A 17,714-nucleotide genomic window follows, 5' to 3' on the forward strand; every position below is an offset into this window, starting at 1 on the left:
CCGGAATGATCGAACGGGGACACGTCGAGCGGACTGTCCCCGGGCACGGGAGGAGAGGACACCATGGCCGGCATCAAGGACGTCGCCCGCCTGGCCGGTGTCTCCACCGCCACCGTATCCAGGGCGCTCAGCGGCAACGGCCGGGTCTCCGAGCAGTCCCGCGCGCGCGTGCTGCAGGCCGCGAAGACGCTGGACTTCGTGGTCAGTTCGACGGCTTCCTCGCTGGCGTCCGGGCGCCACCGCAACGTGGGCGTCGTCGTCCCGTCCGTAGCCCGCTGGTACTACTCCCAGATCGTGGACAGCGTGGCCGCGTCATTGCTCGAGGCGGGCTACGACCTGACGCTCTACAACCTCAACGAGGACGCCGGGCACCGCGACCGGGTCCTCTCCGAATTCCTGCTCCGGCAGCGCTGCGACGGCGTCATCCCCGTCTCGCTGGAACTGGGCCGCGAGGAACTGGGACAGCTGTTCGCCGTCGGCAAGCCCGTCGTCGGCATCGGCGGCCCCCTCCCCGGGGCCGAGACCTACAGCGTCGACGACCACGCGATCGCCGGACTGGCCACGGACCACCTCATCACGCTCGGCCATCGCCGGATCGCTCACATCGGCGGGACCGACGCCTTCGAGAACGACTTCCGGATCGCCGGCACGCGCCGCCGCGGCTACGAGGCGGCGATGGACGCCGCGGGCCTCGGGATCCTGGACTCGTGGCGCCTGGATGCCGACTTCACCATCCAGGGCGGCTACGGCCAGGCGAAGCAGCTGCTCGGCTATCCGCGGGACACCCCGACGGCGGTCTTCTGCGCCTCGGACGAGATGGCGATCGGTACCATCCTCGCCGCGCGGGAACTGGGCCTGCGCGTTCCGGAGGACATCTCGGTCATCGGGATCGACGGCCATGAACTCGGCGAGACCCTCGGCCTCACCACCGTCGCGCAGTTCCCGCAGCAGCAGGGCCAGCGGGCGGTCGAACGCCTGCTGCAGATCCTGCAGGGGCCCGATACGTGCGAGCCCGTGAACCACGCGGCCCGGACGGCCCTCATCGTCCGCTCGAGCACGGCTGCGCCGAGGGACTGACGCGCGTCGTCTGCCCGGAGGCAGGCCACGCCGCCGGTGGGCGGCTAGTTCGCCGCGCGGGCCGTGTCGGGGCGCCAGACGACGAGCGCCTGGCTGCGGGGGCGGGGACGCTGGCCGCGGGCCAGCGTGACGACGTCGCCGGCAAGTCCGGCCGCGAAGACCCTGCTGGTTTCGGACTGGACGCGGCGGGATGCCAGCTCCGTGGCGAGCTCGGTGATCCGCGACTGCAGTGCCGACACCTGGTTCTCGAGGTCGAGGATGCGCCGGATCCCCTCCAGGGAGACGCCCTCCTGAGACAACCGCTGGATCTCGCGCAGCGTGCTGACGTCCCTCTGCGAGTACCGCCGGGCACGTCCCGGCGCCCGGCTGGGCGTCACGAGGCCCAGCCGGTCGTACTGCCGGAGCGTCTGCGGGTGCATGTCGGCGAGCTCGGCGGCGACGGAGATGACGTAGATGGGCATCGTGTAGTCCATGGCAGTGCCTCCTTCCGTTGCCGGCGTTGCCGGCGGTGGCTCAAATGTACTGTTACAGGCGCGCCTTCGCAGCGAGGCCGGATCGCGGATCGGCATCCTTCGTCGCGTTCTGGAAGGCTTCGACGGCGGCCTCCGCCTCCTTGGACAGATTCTGCGGGACGACGACGTCGACGGTCACCAGCAGGTCGCCCGTCGCCTTCGAGGTCTTCACGCCGCGGCCCTTGAGCCGGAGCGTGCGGCCCGACGGTGTGCCGGCCGGGATCTTCATCTTCACCAGCTCTCCGCTGACGGTCGGGACCTCGATCTGGGCCCCGAGGGCCGCTTCGGGGAAGCTGACCGGCACGTGTACGCGGATGTCGTCGCCGTCGCGCTTGAAGAGTGGGTGCTCCTTGACCTTGACGGTGACCATGAGGTCACCGGGGCCGGCCTGGCCCGGCTGTCCCTTGCCCTTCACCCGGACCTTCTGGCCGTCGCGGATGCCTGCGGGGATGCGGACATCGATCTGCTCGCCCGAAGGCTCGCGCAGGCCGATGGTGGTGCCGTTGATGGATCCGCCGAAGGAGATGGACGTGCTGGCCGTGCGGTCCGCGCCCTTCTGCGGGCGGGTGGACTGGAACCCGCCCGGGAACCCGCCACCCATGCCTCCGCCGCCGAACAGGTCGGCGAACTCGGGCGGCAGGTCGCTGTTCGAGAACCCGGTCCGCCGGCGCGTCCCCGTGCCCTGGCCGAAGAGGTTCCCGAAGATGTCCTCGAATCCCGCGTTGCCGCCGGCGCTCCCGCCGGACCCGCCGGCGGAGAACCTGGCTCCGCCGCCCATCGCGCGGATCGCGTCGTACTGCTGGCGCTGCTCGGCGTCGGACAGGACGGAATAGGCCTCCGATACGTCCTTGAACGTCTTCTCGGAGGCTGCATCGCCCTGGTTCTGGTCAGGGTGGTACTTGCGTGCGAGCTTCCGGTACGACTTCTTGATGTCTGCGTCGGACGCATCTTTGGAGACACCCAGGATCTTGTAGAAATCCTTGCCGACCCAATCCTGACTAGCCAATTGGCGTCTCCTTTCGTCGTTCTTCAGATAGAGAGGTGAGTGAGCGGCGAGAGCCGGGGCAGTCCCCGAGGAAGGCGGCTTCAATATTCCAAGGGCCGCCAGGCCCGCAGGAATTTCGTTGCCGCCGTTCGGGGACCGTCCCGGCGATCATGCTGCTGATTACTCCGGAACCGCCACGATGACCTGCGCGGCCCGGAGGACGCGCTCGCCCTTGCGGTAGCCCGCGCGGAGGATCTGGCTGACGCTGTCGACCTGGACGTCCGCACTGGGCTGCTGCATGAGCGCCTCGTGGATGTTCGGGTCGAACGCGACGCCGACCTCGTCGATGCGGGTCAGCTCGTACGTCCGGAGGACGTTCTCGAGCTTGCCCGCGATGGCCGCGAAGGGTCCTTCGGCGAGGTCGCCGTGCTGGCGTGCGGCGTCGATGTCGTCGAGCACGGGCATCAGCGAGTTGATCACGCCGATGACCGCCTGGTCCCGCGCCACGTCCCGGTCACGCTCGACGCGGCGCCGGTAGTTGACGTACTCGGCCTGCAGCCGGAGCAGGTCGTTGCGGAGCTCCGCGACGACGTCGACGGCGGGATTGCTCTCCCCGTCGGCGCCGGCCTCGTTCAGGATCGCCTCGGCCTGCGCCAGGGCGTCCCCCTCGGCGGAGTCGCCCGCGGGGGAAGCCTGCCCCCCGGCCGCGGGGTCTTCCGCGGCCGGGGTGTCGGCGTCGTTCTGCTGCCCACGGACTTCGCCCGTCTCCGGGTCGATCTTCCGGTTGTCGCGAAAGCTCACCGGCTCTGACTGGTGCTCTTCTTCATTTCCGTGGTGCGGCATGACTACTTCTTCTCGTTGGTGTCTTCGTCGACCACCTCGGCGTCGACGATGTCCTCGTCGCTGCCGGTGGAGGCTGACTGGTCGTCGTCCGGGGCGCCGGCGGAGCCCGCGTCCTGCTGGGCGGACGCGTAGATCGCCTCACCGAGCTTCGACTGGGAGGCCTGCAGCTTCTCGAAGGCCGACTTGACCTCGTCGTCGTTGTCCTGCGACTCGAGCGCCTTCTTGAGGGCGTCGACGTCGGCCTGGACCTCGGTCCGGACGTCCTCGGGCAGCTTGTCCGAGTTGTCGGCGATCAGCTTGTCCACCGAGTAGGCGAGCTGCTCGGCACCGTTGCGGGTGTCGGCGGCCTCACGGCGCTTCTTGTCCTCGGACGCGTGCTCCTCGGCTTCGCGCACCATGCGGTCGATGTCCTCCTTGGAGAGGGACGAGCCACCGGTGATGGTCATCGACTGCTCGGTGCCCGTGCCCTTGTCCTTCGCGGACACGTGCACGATGCCGTTGGCGTCGATGTCGAAGGTGACCTCGACCTGCGGGACGCCGCGCGGAGCCGGCGCGATGCCGGTCAGCTCGAACGTGCCCAGCGGCTTGTTGTCGCGGGTGAACTCGCGCTCGCCCTGGAAGACCTGGATGGCCACGGACGGCTGGTTGTCGTCCGCCGTGGTGAAGGTCTCGCTGCGCTTGGTGGGGATGGCCGTGTTGCGTTCGATGAGCTTGGTCATCATGCCGCCCTTGGTCTCGATGCCGAGGGACAGCGGCGTGACGTCGATCAGGAGGACGTCCTTGCGCTCGCCCTTCAGGACCCCGGCCTGCAGGGCGGCACCGACGGCGACGACCTCATCGGGGTTGACGCCCTTGTTGGGCTCCTTGCCGCCCGCGAGCTCCCTCACGAGTTCGACGACGGCGGGCATGCGGGTGGATCCGCCGACCAGGACGATGTGGTCGATGTCGCCGACCTTGATCCCGGCCTCGGAGATGACGTCGTTGAACGGCTTCTTGGTGCGGTCCAGCAGGTCCTTGGTGAGGTCCTGGAACTTGGCGCGCGAGAGGTGCTCGTCGAGGTGGACGGGGCCGTCCGCCGTGACGGAGAGGTACTGCAGGGAGATGTTGGTGGACGTCGCCGAGGACAGTTCCTTCTTGGCCTGCTCGGCAGCTTCCTTCAGGCGCTGCAGGGCGATCTTGTCCTTCGACAGGTCCGCGCCCTTGGCCTTCGCCTGCGACAACAGGTAGTCGACCACGCGCTGGTCCCAGTCGTCGCCACCGAGGCGGTTGTCACCGGCGGTCGAGCGGACCTGGATGGTCGAGAACGCGTCCTCGTCCTTACCCACCTCGAGGAGGGAGACGTCGAACGTTCCGCCGCCGAGGTCGAACACGAGGATGAGTTCGTCCTCCTTGCCCTTGTCCAGTCCGTAGGCGAGGGCTGCCGCGGTGGGCTCGTTGACGATGCGCAGGACCTTCAGGCCGGCGACCTCACCGGCCTCCTTGGTGGCCTGGCGCTCGGCGTCGTTGAAGTAGGCGGGAACCGTGATGACGGCGTCCGTGACCTTCTCGCCGAGGTAGCTCTCCGCGTCGGTCTTGAGCTTCTGGAGGATGCGGGCCGAGATCTCCTGCGGCGTGTACTTCTTGTCGTCGATGCCGACGGTCCAGTCGGTGCCCATGTGGCGCTTGACCGACGAGATGGTGCGGTCGATGTTGTTGACGGCCTGGCGCTTGGCGATCTCGCCGACCAGGACCTCGCCGGACTTGGAGAAAGCGACGATCGACGGCGTGGTGCGTGCGCCCTCGGCGTTCGCGATGACGGTGGGCTCGCCACCTTCGAGAACCGAGACGACCGAGTTGGTGGTTCCGAGGTCAATACCTACTGCACGTGACATGCAATTTCCTTTCGACTGCCCGGGATTTGCGAGGCGCTCATCCGCCGGGCGCGTAGATTGAGCGTTCTGCACTCAAGTATAGGCCCGGCAGCCCCCAGGGGCAAAATGAAGTTGAGCCTTGCGGACTCAACTTCTTCTGGTCATGCTGCGGGGACGGCGCTGATGAGGCCCTCGCGGAAGGCGTCGACGAAGAGGGCGTGGTCCTGCCGGACGGTGTCCGCATACGCCTCGCCGAAACCGACGATGTCCTCCAGGAATCCGTCCCGGTCGCGGTCGACGGCGGCCATGATGGCCGTCTCGGTGCGGAACGGCACGAGGTCGTGGTCGCTGTCCTCGTCGGTGGAGCAGTGGATCTTCGCCGTGGCCTGTCCGAGGGCCTCGAGCACGGGATCCATCTGCTCGGGTTCGGTGAGGTCGTCCCAGGACAGGTCCCGCTTGTAGGGGGAGAGTTCGGACACCACGAACGAGACCCCCCGGATGGTCGTGTACCCCAGGAAGGGGTCGGTGTGGGATTGCAGGGAGCGCTGGCTGATGACGGCGCGGTGCCCGTCGTCCTCGAAATAACCGCGCACGCGCTCGTCCCGGACGATCCGGCTGGGCGCGGCGATGTTGGACTGCTTCATGGTCAGGATGATGTCGTTCTCCTGAGCCTCGTCGAAGCCCTCGATCAGCACGTTGTAGGTCGGAAGTCCCGCGCTGCCGATGCCGAAACCCTTCTTGCCCACGATGCCCTTGATCCGGTAGAACACCCGGCGGCGCGACCGCTCGCTGTCCGGGACGGTCCCGAGGTAGCGCTCGAAGGCGTCGGCCACCTCGGCGTACTCGTCGTCGTCGAGCGCCCGGATGGATCCGTCGTCGCGGAATGTCCGCTCGTAGTCCTCGATCAGGGTGAGCGAGTCGAGCAGGCCCGTCCGCCGGGCCGCGCGGGCCTGCTGCAGGACGCGGTAGATGGAGCCCTCGGCGTTGTCGAGCCCGAAGGCGAACGTGGACTGCTCGTTGTCCACGTAGTCCTCGACCCGGCCGAGATACGCCTCGAGATAGGTGTGCGCCAGGTCCCGGACCGCCCGTGACGGCAGGGCCTTCTGCCAACAGAGCAGCGTCAGCGAGGCGACGAAGCGGCGCAGGTCCCAGGAGAAGTGACCCACGTACGCCTCGTCGAAATCGTTGACGTCGAAGGTGAGCCGCCCCTGGTTGCTCATGTAGGTGCCGAAGTTCTCGGCGTGGAGGTCCCCGTGGATCCAGACCCGGCCCGTGCGCTCGTCCGCCCAGGCGTCGTCGAGCTCCGCCATGTCCGTGTAGAACAGGGCCGCGCTGCCGCGGTAGAAGGCGTAGGGATCCGCCGCCATCTTCCGGAACCTCGCACGGAAGGCGAGCGGATCCACTTCCATGAGGTCCTGGTGGGCCTCGACGAGGGTGCTGACGATGTGCTGCTGACGGGAATCGGTGGCTGCCATGCGCCCACGGTACGCCTGCGCCCTGTGGCCGGCCGGTACGCGTCAGTGATCGGCGAGGACCCGACGCGGCGACGCCGCACCCGATGCACGCCCTGCCTTCAGGAAACCGTCGGCGACATCCCAGACGGCGAGGACCAGGACGGATGCGGTCACGATGGTGCTGACGGTCCAGCCCTCCGTCGCGACGCCGGGATCCCAGCCGGTGGCGTCGAGGAAGGCCGGGTTCAGGAGGTCCCCCGCGGCCCAGAGCTGGAGCGCCGGTACCGTGAAGGCGACGCCGAGGACGAGGTTCACGGCGGCTGCGGACCAGGACCACCCGCGCCGGAAGATCCAGGTCGCGAAGAATGCCTCGGCGACGATCAGCCCGAGGAACCACGGAAGCCAGGAGGTCCAGAGCGCGGGGTCGAGGAGCGGTATCCCGCTCCCGTCCTCGGCGCGGACCGCAGGTCGCACCTGCTGCCACAGGATCAGGCCCGCGAATACCGCAAGGAACACCAGCGAGGCGACCAGTTCGGACCGGCGGCCGTCACGGGAGCCGTCGGGCAGCTCCGGGAGCCGGTCGACCGTCCACTCCATCCCGGCCTCCGCGGAGCCCGTGCGCTCCAGGATGACGAACAGCAGGGTGGTCCAGAAACCGACGTGCACCGTCACGCTGATCGCCGTCGCCGCCGCGCTGCCGATCGCGCCGCCGACGCTGCCCGTGGTGAAGAGCTGGACGACGAACACGGCGGCCGCGGCGATGGGGACGGAGATGAAGGCGATGGTCTTCAGGAGGCGCAACCACTCGAGGTAGTACCGCGGACCCACCAGCACCAGCGGGCGGTCCACGTAGTCGGCGGCGAGGCGCTCGGGGTCACCCAATCCGGTGAGGGTGGCCCGTTCGGCGGAGGCCGGATCATCGCCGGCGGCGAGGCGGACGTCGATGGATTCCTCGATCATCTCCCGGATCTCGGGTTCGAGGCCGGAGCGCTGGGCCTCCGGGACGGTGCGGACGGCGGCCCAGATGTATCGGTCGGTGAGGCTGGTCATGATCTGTCCCCTTCGGCGAGGCGATGCAGCGATGTGGTCAGCCGATCCCAGTCGGCCGTGAGGGTGGCGGCGAGGTCGTCGCCGGCCGGACTCGTCCGATAGAACTTGCGGGGACGGGATTCGGCAGTGTTCCACTCGCTGGTCAGCAGGCCCTGCTTCTCGAGGCGCCGCAGGAGTGGATAGAGGGTGTTGGCGTCGACGTGGATGCCGGATGCCTCGAGGGACTCGAGCAGGGCGTACCCGTAATCGGGATGCCGAAGGCGACACAGACAGGCCAGGACCACGGTGCCGCGTCGCAGCTCCTGGAGGTGGCCCTGGAGGAGGTCGTCGCTCATGGCCGTTACTATACTGTGCGTCGCACACTATAGGAAGGACTGACGGTTCGAAGACTCCCGCGATGCGATACTGCGGGCATGGAACTCGACGAGTGGTGGAACGATGTGATGCCGGAGACGCGGCAGTGGCTCATCAGCAACAACGGGACGGCCCTGACGCCCGAGGTCGTGGCGGACATCAGCCGGGCCGGTGGCCTGATCGCCTCCGATTCCTGGTGGATGGGTGAGCGCGGGCCCGAGGGCGTCTTCCTCTCCGATGCCGCGACGGACTGGATCGAGGAACGGGCCGACAACGAGCGGTAGCGGGGAAGCCGGGGCCTCCCCGCTCCTGCCGCGCCGTCAGCGTCCGCCGGGGCCTTCGGACTGCGTGTACTCGCCGGCCGTGACGCTGCCGAGTTCCTCGGCACCGTCCAACGTGCCCTCGGTGACGCCCTCCGTGGCGGCCGTGGTGCCACCCGTGTAGACGGTGTAGGTCCCACCCTCGGTGATCGCCGCCGAGGAGAAGATCAGCGACGCGAGGTCCTTGCTCGCCACGAAGGAACCCACCACGGTGCCGTCCGACGACGCGATCTGGATCGCGGTACCGGCCGGGATCGTCGCGCCGAACCTCAGCTGCACGCCCGACTGCGTCGACGACGCACCCGGGGTGACGACCATGCCGGAACTGCCCGCTGCGGCGACCGTCCCGCCGTCGACCGTCAGCTCGCCGTTCACGTCCAGGGCGCCGTTGCCCTGGCCCGTCGGTCCGTTCACGACGACGGTGCCTCCGGTGATGCTCGCGTCGCCGTTGGAGTCGAGGCCGTCTCCCTCCGAGTCGATGGTGAGCGTCCCGCCCGTCACGCTGACCGTGTAGTCTCCGGCCGCCATGGACCCGCCGCCCATGCCGCCCCCGCCGCTGGTGGCACCGGACGACCCACCTGCCGCGTTCACGCCGTCGTCGCTGGAGGTGACGTCGACTGAGCCTCCGTCGACGGCGATGTGCTGGGCCTCCAGGCCCTCGACGGAGTCGGTGACCTCCACTGCCCCCGCATCGACGGTGAGCAGGGTGGCCGCCTTGACGCCGTCGTCGCCCGAGGACACCACCAGCTGCCCGCCGTAGACGGTGAACCAGCCGCGGCCGTCCTCGTCCTCGTTGGTGGCCTTCACGCCGTCGCCGCCGGCCGTGACGTCGTAGGTGCCGCCGAGCAGGGCGATGTAGTCCTTGCCCTCGATGCCGTCGTCCACGGCCTCGACGGTGACGTTCCCCGCTGCGAGGACGAGTCCGTCCTTCGACACGATGCCGTTGTCGGCATGGCCGGTCACCGTGAGGGTGCCTGCGCCGGCGATGGTGAGGTCGGCCATCGAGTACAGGGCCGCATCCGGGGCGTCCGTGCCGGTGTCCGCATAGCTGTCGGCGTCGCTCAGCGTATTGGCGGTGCCGTCCTCGAGGTGGACCAGGGCCTCGTTCGCGCTCGTGACGACGAAGGGGGATCCGGTGCTGCTGGTCAGCTCGACGCCGTCGAGGACGATGCGGACCACGTCCTCCTCCCCTGCTGCGACGACCACCCGGCCGTCGGCGAGGCTGCCGGACAGCCGGTAGGTGCCGGCGGCCGTGATGGTGACGGTGTCGCCGTCGACGGTTACGCCGTCGGCGGCGACACCGTCGTCCGTGGCGCTGCTGGCACCGTCCGCGAGCGTGACCGCTACTTCCTCCGCGGCGTCCCAGGTGAGGTCGTCGGCGTCGTAGTGGGTGTCCTCGGTGATGTCGGCCGCACCGGCGACGACCGCGGTCGCGTCGGTGGTGTCGCCGGTGTCGGTCGTGGTCGCGTCCGTCGTGGTGGTGTCGGTGGTGCCGTTCGCGGTACCGGCGTTCGTGGTCCCCGTGCTGCAGGCGGCGAGAGAGAATGTGAGCGCGAGTGCGGCGACGGAGGTCTTCAGGGCTGTGCTGCGGGGGGCAGTGAGGGAGGGGATGCGCATGGGGGTCCTTCGGGACGTGTGGTGTCAGAGGGAGATGAGTCGGAGCGGAAGTCCGGTGGAGACGGTGCGGTGCCACCGGTTGGCCGGAAGCGTCGGATCGAGGACGGCCATGCCGGTGGCGAACTTGGAGATCCTGCCGGGCCGGATGCCGGAGGCCCAGAGGTGGCGGTCGAGGGCGCCGGCCGCGCCGCCGGACTTCGTCTCGATGATGACGGCGCCGTCGAGTTCGTGGGCCTGGCCACCGGGCCTGCGCCAGGTGACGCCGAGGTCGATCGTGGCCCGGCTCCCCGACGCGGGGAGGTAGAGCGTGATGCGTCGGTAGCGCGTCTCGATCACGGGCCGCAGGACGCCGGAGGGCACCGACCCGATGGAGCAGGCGAGTGTCTCGTGGACGTAGTCCAGGCCCCGAGGGGTGAGGCGGTGGCTGTCGGAGAGCGCGTAGGGGATGCGCTCCTTGACGGTGGCCGCACGCGCCCCCTCGGTCTTCACCTCGAGGAAGCCGGCAGCGCTGTCCACGTAGGTGCGGGTGCGGACCTTGTAGCGGCGGCGCCTGCCATGGGCGGCGAGGAGGTAGCTGTCCAGGGTCGGGGTGTCGAAGTAGACCGAGTCGTAGGTGAAGGACCGCCGCCCCAGCATCTCGAGGACGCGGACGTCGGCGTCGAACGATCGGAGGACGTTCGCGGCGAGACGCGTCCCGACCACGTACTTGCGGTCCATCCTGGTCTGCAGGGCGGCTGCGCCGTTCAGGTCCCCGAGGCTGACGGACGCCCTGCGGTCCAGGCCGGCGAAGGCACCGGCATTCACGACACACCCGCCGTCGCCCGTGCACTGCCGGCCGGATCCTCCTGAATCGGCGGCAGGGGCGGGACGTGCGCCGGATCGGCTGCGGGCATCGCCTCGGGCAGGTCGGTGGAGCAGGTGGTCCCGGCCGGGGCCTGCGGCGGCATGGCGGTCGACGGTGGAACGGGGGCCCGCCGCGCGTCGGCACCGGCGGCGCTCGCCTCGTAGCGGACCTCGACGGTGGTCCTGTCGTTCACGAGGTCCAGCTCGGACACGGTGGCGGAGTGGATCCGGGCGTTCAGCACCTCTGCGAGGCGGACCCGGAGCATCGTCTCGTCACTGATGGCCTGGTCCAGCACCACGACCTGATGCCGGTAGGCCGGGAGCACCCGTGCGTGGTCACCGATGACCATGACGGCGAGGATCAGCCCCATGAGGGCGAGCGGGAGCCACAGCGGCTCCGTGCCGAGGCCCGCGATCAGCCCGAGGGCGAGCGCGGAGAAGTAGTAGGCCACTTCGTGCTGTGCCAGCTCGGTGGAGCGGAGGCGGATGATGGAGAGGACACCGAACAGCCCGAGGCCCAGGCCGACGCCGGCCGCGGATCCCGACAGGGCCGTCGCCACTGCGAGGACTCCGACGTTCATGCCGAGGTAGGAGACCACGAGGTCGCGACGGCGGTGCCGGCGCAGGTACAGGCCGACAGTCAGGAGTGTGATCGCCAGGAGGTCTGCGGCGATGAGGATCAGGATGTTCATGGGCTGGTCTCCGGTTCGTGGGGAAGGATTCTTCTCCTACGTTCCGGGGGTACCCTGTGCCACTGCTGTGTCGGACCAAGGCCAGGCATATGAGGTGGCGCCCGTGCCGCCCCTGGTGAGGACGTGATGCCGTTCAGTGCTGGTCCGCCCTGACGGCGCGGTCGCGGCCCAGTTCCTTGGCGGTGTAGAGGGCCACATCGGCGGCTGCGATCGCGTTGCCGATGCGGTCGGGCCCGGGCGGCAGTGCTGCCAGTCCGTAGCTGATGGTGGGGAGGGGGAAATCGAAGGCGGGTTGGCTCATGCGCAGGGTCTTGCTGATCAGCTCGGTGACCAGCTCCGCGCTGTCGAGCCCTGCGCCGGGGAGCAGGAGGACGAATTCCTCCCCACCGTAGCGTCCGACGAGGTCCGTCGAACGGACCGAGCGGGTACAGGCTGCCGCGACCGCCTGGAGGACCGAGTCTCCTGCAGGATGTCCGTGCGTGTCGTTGACCTGCTTGAAGTTGTCCATGTCGGCCAGGACGAGGGTGCTCGGGGTGTCCCGGGTCGGCAGGTTGCGTATCTCGGACTCCGCCAGTTCGAGGAAACCGCGGCGGTTCAGGATCCCCGTCAGTTCATCGTGGCTGGCCTGCGCCCGAAGCTCCTTGAGGGCCTGTTCGTTGCTGAGGGTCGCCATGGTGAAGGACACCACGATCAGCAGGACCATGGTGAACAGGGTCGTGGGAACGGTGCCGAAGTAGGTCTGGAAGGTCGACGAGGAGGGGCCGGTGGCCACGAAGGCGATCCACCGGCACAGGTAGTACAGACCCAGGGCACCGGACGCGACCGCGAGCGGACGTTGCGTGGTGGTCGTGTTGGGGTCCAGCCGCCAGATCTCGAGGGAGGCGCGTCCGATGAAGAACGTCATGAAGGCGAGGAGGAACCCTCCGGCGGACCAGGTGTTCGTCGACGGGCTGTCGAAGGCGGAGGCCACCACCGTGATGACCGGTGCGATCAGGATCTGCCACGGTCTCGGTGCCGTCGTGCGCAGGGCCCGCGCGCCGGCCCACACGCATGCGGCTCCTGCCACCAGCAGGGCGTTGCCGGCCGGGTTGGCCCAGACCTGGTGGACCGTACCATCACACAGGTAGAGACCGGTGCCCGTGAGGAACGAGGCGATCGCCGCGCACCACCAGGTGCTGTAGGTGGAGTGGCTGCGCCGCACGCTCACGCCGTAGAACAGCACCAGCAGGGTCAGCGCGATCACGCCGAACGCAACCTGCAGCGTCACAACATCCAGCCTCATGCAGCTCCCGCCATCGCGCGATGTCCCTCCGGCCGCCCAGGCAGCTCCCCGAAGCCTGACCGGATACGGCCTCGCCGCAACGATCGACCGCCCCTGCACAGGCCGTGCCCGGTCCTCGCGCAGGTCGTGCACCGCCCGAGGTGGTGCTACCGATGGTAGCGAACGCGGACGCGGGGGCCGATCCGGGCGCGGACGAGGCACACCCCTATCGGATGGTCCAGTCTGCCTCCCCGCCCTCGATGGGCGTGTGGAGGCCGATGAGGTGCTTCCCGAGCCGCTTGATCCGTGCACTGCTGCCGGGATCGATGCCCACACCCGAGACGACGGCGCCCTGCATGAGGACCAGCCAGCAGTAGGCGAAATCCTCCGCGTCGGTCAGGCCCATCGCCGTGGCGGCCTTCTCGACCGTGGAACGGATGTCGTCCAGGTAGAGGACGGCGGCCGCCCCGATCGCATGCCGCGGGCCGGTTTCCAGCAGGGCACGGATGTAGGGGCAGCCGGCGAAGTCCGGCGTGTGGAACCACTCGTCGAAGATGTCGAAGATCGCCAGCAGCTGTCCGCGGGGCGTATCCGCGCGGCGCTCGCTCTCCGCCCCGAGATAGCCGATCGTGAAGAGGCGCTGACGGCGCTCGAAGAACGCCATGACCAGATCGTCCTTCGACGGGAAGTGATGATAGAAGGTCGCCTTGGCCACGCCGGCCGTCGCGATGATCTCGTTCACCCCGACAGCCCGGACCCCGCGCTGCAGGAACAGGTCGTACGACGTCCCGAGGATCCGCTCCCGGGCGTCCTTCGTCTGGACTGCCGCCGCTGCAACCATGGATCTCCCCTGCTGTCGACTCGTCCGTCCATCCTAGGGTAGACAGACCGGTCTGCCCGTCGGGTACGCTGGACCGTCCGGCGGTTCCCCCAGCCGTCGGACACCTGGAGAGGCGTGAGACCCGATCCACGGTGCCGGCGGCCCCGGAAGAGGCCGCCGGTACCGCTTCCCCGGGAGGACAGAGCCGGCCCGACAGCCGCACGAGGGAGGAGGTGCCCGGTGAATCCACCTTCCGCGGAGACCGCCAGGTTCCACCTGGAGTACCTCGCGACCGGCGTGCTGACGCTGCGCTGGGCGAGATCCATCGAAGTGACCGCGGGCGACATCGAGGCACTCGGGGTCCGCGTGCAGGCACTGGCCCCGGGATGCCTTCCTCCGATCCTGGCCGACCTCAACGGCATGGTCACCCTCTCCAGGGAAGCGTTCACCGCACTGTCCTCCGCGCGGAACCTCCCGGCGGTCGCCGTCGTCGGCGCTTCGCCCGTCGAGAGGGTGCTCGTCGCCCACTTCCAGGCGGTGCACCGGCCGTCGTACCCGATCGAGTACTTCGAGCGACGGGACGAGGCCCTGACCTGGTTGCTCCGACGGTCACCCCGCACCGCGGTCGGCCCGATCCCGGCAGCACAGGCGATCGTCGGCTCCTGGCGTTAGCCGCCCTTCCGGCCGGTGGGACGACCGCCGTCTCCCGACGCCTGCCTCCGGCAGACCGCGCCGACGGCGTTGCCGCGGTGGTGCCCCGCCCGCTCACCCGCGCGGCTACACGACGAGCATCACCGCGAGGACGAGCATGACGACGGCGATCGACCCGTCGAGCACACGCCAGGCCCACCGTCGGGTGAAGACCGGGGCGAGGTACCGCGCACCGACACCGAGTGCCGTGAACCAGAGGATGCTCCCCAGGCCGGCTCCCGCTGCGAACCACCACTTCCCCGGGGTCCCGTGGGTGCTGGCCAGCGATCCCAGCAGCAGCACGGTGTCGAGGTAGACGTGCGGGTTCAGCCAGGTGAGGGCGAGGCAGGTACCGAGCGCGGCCCGCCAGGAGGTGCCCGTCCGGCTGTCGGCATCGAGCGTGCCACCCCGGACGGCCCGGCGCGCGGCAACCACCGCATAGCCGGTGAGGAAGGCTGCCCCTGCCCAGCGCACCACCTCGAGGACGACGGGGGCGCCGGTGACCACCACACCCAGTCCGCCGACTCCGAGGGCGATCAGCACGAGATCCGAGAGTGCGCACACGGTCACGACCAAGGCCACGTGGGACCGCCGCAGGCCCTGGCTCAGGACGAAGGCGTTCTGGGAGCCGATGGCGACGATCAGGGTCAGTCCGGCAGCGAGGCCGGTAGCAGCGGAAGCGATCACATCACCACGGTAGGAGTGGAAGGGCCTTCAGGCCAGCTAATGGTTCTTCAGTGTGGTAAGACGGGCTTATGTCGAGCATCGAACCGGCGCAGGCAAGGGCCCTCGCGGCCATCGTAGGGGAGGGTAGCTTCGAGGGGGCCGCCGCCCTGCTCTCGGTGACGCCCTCGGCGGTGAGCCAGCGCATCCGCGCACTCGAGGTGGCCGTCGGGCGTCCGGTGATCACACGCACCCGTCCGCTGCATCCCACCGAGGCCGGCGAGGCCATCGTCCGCTTCGCACGTCAGTTCGACCTGTTGTCCGCGGACCTCGCCTCCGAGCTGGGAGCCGCCGGCGAACGGCAGCACCAGCGCATCACGATCGTCATCAACGGGGACTCGCTGCACACCTGGGTCCTGCCGGCCCTGGCACCACTCGCCGAGAGCCTGCAGGTCGAGATACTGCGGGAGGACCAGCAGCATTCCCTCGATCTGCTGCGCGACGGGACCGCCGCCGCAGCCATCACCTCCATCGCCGAGCCCGTGCAGGGATGCTCGTCCCGGCCCCTGGGCATCATGCGCTACGTCCCGGTGTGCGCGCGGGCTTTCCGGGAGAAGTGGTTCCCCGACGGTGCGGGCCCGGACCGCCTCGCGGACGCTCCCGTGATCGTCTTCGACCGCAAGGACGACCTGCAGGACCGCTACCTGCGCACCCGTACCGGGCGGCCCGTCTCCCCGCCCCGCCACTTCGTCCCGGCAGCGCAGGAGTTCGCCGACGCGATCCGGCTCGGCATGGGGTGGGGGCTGATGTCCGAACTCGAGCTGGAGGCCGGACCACCCACCGGCGACGTCAGCCCCCTCGAGCCGGGTGGCCACGTGGACGTCCCGCTCCACTGGCAGCAGTGGCGGCACGGCTCCCGGTCCCTCGATGCCGTCGGCGAGGCGGTCCTCCGCGCGTCCGCCGTCCTGCGCCGGCCGGGAGCAGGGACGGCGTGAGCGTCTCGGGCCCCTTCGGACCGGCTTCTCCTGCTGCGCACCCGCAGTGGCAGAAGTGTCACCCGACATTGCTAAGATCGTCGGGCGGGCAGCCGCTCGTCGACAAAGGCAAACCCGGTGCGAACCGGGGACGCAAAGCCACGGAACCCACGAGGTCAGCCGGGCCGCCGAAGAGAACAGGTCCACGGAGTATGCCTCGGACACGCCAAGTCAATACAGTCCTCCCAGCACGGTACTCCCCGGGGTCCACACGGACGGCGGCGGTCCTGGTGACGCCGCGCTGGGCCAACCGCCACCATCAGGCACCCGGTCATGAATAGCCCCCTCTCCGGTGACCGCCGGGCCGCCGTCGTGATCGAGGACGATCTCGACATCAGGAACCTCGTGTCCGCCATCCTCGAGCAGGGTGGCTTCCAGGTCAGCGGCGTGTCCAGCGGCCGCGAGGGTGTCGACGTCGTCCGCCGGGAACACCCGGCCGTGGTCACGCTGGACATCGGACTGCCCGATATCGACGGGTACGAGGTCCTACGGCGGATCCGCTCCACGACGGACTGCTACGTGATCGTCCTCAGCGGACGCACGGACGAGATGGACATCCTCACGGCGCTCCAGGCCGGCGCCGACGACTACGTGCTGAAGCCCTTCCGCCCCCGCGAGTTCAGGGCGCGCATCGACGCGATGCTCCGCAGGCCGCGCATCGGCCAGAACGCGCAGCACCCTCCGACACAGCCGCCCGCAGCAGCAGGACCTGCGCCAGGACCTGCGACTGCACCCGATCGTCCCACGGACGCCGGGACCGCCAAGGGGACGGCAGGCCTCCTGCGGAACGGCAGCCTCGTCGTGGACAGCGAAGCCCGCACGGCGACCTGCTCCGGCGTCGAGCTGCCGCTCACGAAGACCGAGTTCAACCTGCTCCACGAGTTGATGGCGAGCAACGGCGCCGTGCGCACGAAGGAGGAGCTGGTCCGCGTGTCCCGCGGCCGTGACTACCGCGGGTACAACTTCGTGAGCCGCACGGACGAACGTGCCATCGAGGTGCACATCGCCAACCTGCGCCAGAAACTCGCCCGATCGGAAGGCGACCCCGAGCTCATCACGACGGTGCGTGGCGTGGGCTTCCGGATCATGCCGAGGCGCGTCGATCCGGGGCAGGAGCGCGCGTCCGGCTAGTGGCGTCCCAGGTAGGTGTCGAGCAGTTCACGGACGGTATCGGTCGCACAGCCCCGGAGCAGCGCGACCGACCGCTGAGCGGCGCCGAGGTCGTCGGCAGCGAGGAAGCGCTGCGTGGCGAGTGCGGCCTGCTTCAGGCGCGTGGCTCCCACCATCGCCGCCGACGTCGTCACGCTGAGCACGGCGTCCTGGGCGGCCATGGGGTCGCCGTCCTGCAGCCAGGCCTCCAGGCGGTCGATCTTCCCTTCCAGCGTCTCGGAGAAGTCGCGGGCGAAACGCTCGACGACGAACGTGTCCGGGAAGTCGCGCTCCATGTCCCGCAGGACGTCGAGGTCCAGGAGAGGCGCAGCCCTGCCCGACGCGTCCGGGACCCGGACGGCGTCGCCCTGCGGGAGCGCCGTCCCCTCCTGGTGCTGGCCAGGAGGCGGGGTCGGATGGATGGGCACAGTTCAAGGGTAGCGACGGCGGGAGGAGGCGGTGCGGTATCCACAGCTTCTTGCGCAAAGCTTGTGGAATGG

At 69.4% G+C, this 17,714-nt stretch carries 19 protein-coding genes and 1 riboswitch; of the genes, 5 read left to right on the top strand and 14 right to left on the bottom strand.

Going from position 1 to position 17,714, the window contains the following annotated elements; translation table 11 throughout:
- The first annotated feature begins 63 nt into the window (after positions 1-63).
- Entirely contained in the window at positions 64-1,077 is a 1,014-nt protein-coding gene (locus AC0Z9V_RS08210; RefSeq protein ID WP_459268035.1) for a LacI family DNA-binding transcriptional regulator, read from the top strand.
- Between the two features lie 44 nt (positions 1,078-1,121).
- Here AC0Z9V_RS08210 and AC0Z9V_RS08215 read toward each other — a convergent pair whose 3' ends face one another.
- From AC0Z9V_RS08215 to AC0Z9V_RS08245, 7 genes are all read right to left on the bottom strand, one after another.
- The gene (locus tag AC0Z9V_RS08215) at positions 1,122-1,550 is read right to left on the bottom strand and encodes a heat shock protein transcriptional repressor HspR (protein ID WP_208739314.1); all 429 of its coding nucleotides are present in this window, start codon (positions 1,548-1,550) and stop codon (positions 1,122-1,124) included.
- 52 nt (positions 1,551-1,602) lie between these two features.
- Entirely contained in the window at positions 1,603-2,595 is a 993-nt protein-coding gene (locus AC0Z9V_RS08220) for a DnaJ C-terminal domain-containing protein (protein WP_485141213.1), read from the bottom strand.
- A 159-nt stretch (positions 2,596-2,754) separates the two neighbouring features.
- Positions 2,755-3,417 (bottom strand): nucleotide exchange factor GrpE, encoded by a 663-nt coding sequence (locus AC0Z9V_RS08225; RefSeq protein WP_133081274.1) that lies wholly within the window; start codon positions 3,415-3,417, stop codon positions 2,755-2,757.
- A 2-nt stretch (positions 3,418-3,419) separates the two neighbouring features.
- Positions 3,420-5,288, bottom strand: a complete 1,869-nt coding sequence (dnaK, locus tag AC0Z9V_RS08230; protein ID WP_208739317.1) for a molecular chaperone DnaK — start codon at positions 5,286-5,288, stop codon at positions 3,420-3,422.
- 140 nt (positions 5,289-5,428) lie between these two features.
- Positions 5,429-6,742 (bottom strand): DUF2252 family protein, encoded by a 1,314-nt coding sequence (locus tag AC0Z9V_RS08235; protein ID WP_133081276.1) that lies wholly within the window; start codon positions 6,740-6,742, stop codon positions 5,429-5,431.
- 42 nt (positions 6,743-6,784) lie between these two features.
- Positions 6,785-7,771 carry a permease prefix domain 1-containing protein gene (locus tag AC0Z9V_RS08240; protein WP_485141214.1) on the bottom strand — a complete coding sequence of 329 codons (987 nt, stop codon included), beginning with the start codon at positions 7,769-7,771 and terminating at the stop codon, positions 6,785-6,787.
- Positions 7,768-8,106, bottom strand: a complete 339-nt coding sequence (locus AC0Z9V_RS08245; RefSeq protein WP_133081278.1) for a PadR family transcriptional regulator — start codon at positions 8,104-8,106, stop codon at positions 7,768-7,770. The genes AC0Z9V_RS08240 and AC0Z9V_RS08245 overlap by 4 nt, the downstream gene beginning before the upstream one ends.
- A 78-nt stretch (positions 8,107-8,184) precedes the next feature.
- On the opposite strand from AC0Z9V_RS08245, the gene AC0Z9V_RS08250 reads away from it, so the two are divergent.
- Positions 8,185-8,409, top strand: coding sequence for a hypothetical protein (locus AC0Z9V_RS08250; protein WP_133081279.1), 225 nt, complete (start codon positions 8,185-8,187; stop codon positions 8,407-8,409).
- 36 nt (positions 8,410-8,445) lie between these two features.
- Here AC0Z9V_RS08250 and AC0Z9V_RS08255 read toward each other — a convergent pair whose 3' ends face one another.
- The 5 genes from AC0Z9V_RS08255 to AC0Z9V_RS08275 all read right to left on the bottom strand — a co-directional run bounded on the left by AC0Z9V_RS08255 (position 8,446) and on the right by AC0Z9V_RS08275 (position 13,699).
- A complete protein-coding gene (locus tag AC0Z9V_RS08255) occupies positions 8,446-10,062 on the bottom strand; it encodes a carbohydrate-binding domain-containing protein (RefSeq protein WP_485141215.1) in 1,617 nt (538 codons plus the stop codon).
- Positions 10,063-10,086: 24 nt separating this feature from the next.
- A complete protein-coding gene (locus AC0Z9V_RS08260; RefSeq protein WP_485141216.1) occupies positions 10,087-10,866 on the bottom strand; it encodes a polyphosphate polymerase domain-containing protein in 780 nt (259 codons plus the stop codon).
- Complete coding sequence (locus AC0Z9V_RS08265; protein ID WP_485141217.1) at positions 10,863-11,597, bottom strand: DUF4956 domain-containing protein; 735 nt, start codon at positions 11,595-11,597, stop codon at positions 10,863-10,865. Before AC0Z9V_RS08265 ends, AC0Z9V_RS08260 begins: the two co-directional genes overlap by 4 nt.
- Positions 11,598-11,730: 133 nt before the next feature.
- Positions 11,731-12,879, bottom strand: coding sequence for a GGDEF domain-containing protein (locus AC0Z9V_RS08270; protein WP_133081282.1), 1,149 nt, complete (start codon positions 12,877-12,879; stop codon positions 11,731-11,733).
- 205 nt (positions 12,880-13,084) lie between these two features.
- Positions 13,085-13,699, bottom strand: a complete 615-nt coding sequence (locus AC0Z9V_RS08275; protein ID WP_485141218.1) for a TetR/AcrR family transcriptional regulator — start codon at positions 13,697-13,699, stop codon at positions 13,085-13,087.
- Positions 13,700-13,918: 219 nt separating this feature from the next.
- On the opposite strand from AC0Z9V_RS08275, the gene AC0Z9V_RS08280 reads away from it, so the two are divergent.
- Entirely contained in the window at positions 13,919-14,350 is a 432-nt protein-coding gene (locus tag AC0Z9V_RS08280) for a DUF7793 family protein (RefSeq protein WP_485141219.1), read from the top strand.
- 105 nt (positions 14,351-14,455) lie between these two features.
- Here AC0Z9V_RS08280 and AC0Z9V_RS08285 read toward each other — a convergent pair whose 3' ends face one another.
- The gene (locus AC0Z9V_RS08285) at positions 14,456-15,055 is read right to left on the bottom strand and encodes a LysE/ArgO family amino acid transporter (RefSeq protein WP_208739325.1); all 600 of its coding nucleotides are present in this window, start codon (positions 15,053-15,055) and stop codon (positions 14,456-14,458) included.
- Positions 15,056-15,123: 68 nt separating this feature from the next.
- Between AC0Z9V_RS08285 and AC0Z9V_RS08290 the strand changes: the two genes are divergently transcribed.
- Positions 15,124-16,026: a LysR family transcriptional regulator ArgP gene (locus tag AC0Z9V_RS08290; protein WP_485141220.1), complete on the top strand. Its 903-nt coding sequence runs from the start codon at positions 15,124-15,126 to the stop codon at positions 16,024-16,026.
- A gap of 97 nt (positions 16,027-16,123) precedes the next feature.
- A riboswitch (cyclic di-GMP riboswitch) is annotated at positions 16,124-16,198 on the top strand.
- A gap of 140 nt (positions 16,199-16,338) precedes the next feature.
- On the top strand, positions 16,339-17,196 hold the full coding sequence (locus tag AC0Z9V_RS08295; RefSeq protein WP_459268029.1) for a response regulator transcription factor: 858 nt from the start codon (positions 16,339-16,341) through the stop codon (positions 17,194-17,196).
- On the opposite strand, the gene AC0Z9V_RS08300 is transcribed toward AC0Z9V_RS08295, so the two are convergent.
- Positions 17,193-17,642, bottom strand: coding sequence for an Hpt domain-containing protein (locus tag AC0Z9V_RS08300; protein WP_485141221.1), 450 nt, complete (start codon positions 17,640-17,642; stop codon positions 17,193-17,195). The genes AC0Z9V_RS08295 and AC0Z9V_RS08300 overlap by 4 nt on opposite strands.
- Between the last annotated feature and the right edge of the window lie 72 nt (positions 17,643-17,714).

The sequence above is a fragment of the Arthrobacter sp. UYP4 genome (assembly GCF_057291175.1).

Coding starts and splice junctions, on each gene's coding strand:
- AC0Z9V_RS08210 (WP_459268035.1), top strand. CDS start 64: ATGGCCGGCATCAAGGACGTCGCCCGCCTGGCCGGTGTCTCCACCGCC.
- AC0Z9V_RS08215 (WP_208739314.1), bottom strand. CDS start 1,550: ATGGACTACACGATGCCCATCTACGTCATCTCCGTCGCCGCCGAGCTC.
- AC0Z9V_RS08225 (WP_133081274.1), bottom strand. CDS start 3,417: ATGCCGCACCACGGAAATGAAGAAGAGCACCAGTCAGAGCCGGTGAGC.
- dnaK (WP_208739317.1), bottom strand. CDS start 5,288: ATGTCACGTGCAGTAGGTATTGACCTCGGAACCACCAACTCGGTCGTC.
- AC0Z9V_RS08235 (WP_133081276.1), bottom strand. CDS start 6,742: ATGGCAGCCACCGATTCCCGTCAGCAGCACATCGTCAGCACCCTCGTC.
- AC0Z9V_RS08240 (WP_485141214.1), bottom strand. CDS start 7,771: ATGACCAGCCTCACCGACCGATACATCTGGGCCGCCGTCCGCACCGTC.
- AC0Z9V_RS08245 (WP_133081278.1), bottom strand. CDS start 8,106: ATGAGCGACGACCTCCTCCAGGGCCACCTCCAGGAGCTGCGACGCGGC.
- AC0Z9V_RS08250 (WP_133081279.1), top strand. CDS start 8,185: ATGGAACTCGACGAGTGGTGGAACGATGTGATGCCGGAGACGCGGCAG.
- AC0Z9V_RS08255 (WP_485141215.1), bottom strand. CDS start 10,062: ATGCGCATCCCCTCCCTCACTGCCCCCCGCAGCACAGCCCTGAAGACC.
- AC0Z9V_RS08265 (WP_485141217.1), bottom strand. CDS start 11,597: ATGAACATCCTGATCCTCATCGCCGCAGACCTCCTGGCGATCACACTC.
- AC0Z9V_RS08270 (WP_133081282.1), bottom strand. CDS start 12,879: ATGAGGCTGGATGTTGTGACGCTGCAGGTTGCGTTCGGCGTGATCGCG.
- AC0Z9V_RS08275 (WP_485141218.1), bottom strand. CDS start 13,699: ATGGTTGCAGCGGCGGCAGTCCAGACGAAGGACGCCCGGGAGCGGATC.
- AC0Z9V_RS08290 (WP_485141220.1), top strand. CDS start 15,124: ATGTCGAGCATCGAACCGGCGCAGGCAAGGGCCCTCGCGGCCATCGTA.
- AC0Z9V_RS08295 (WP_459268029.1), top strand. CDS start 16,339: ATGAATAGCCCCCTCTCCGGTGACCGCCGGGCCGCCGTCGTGATCGAG.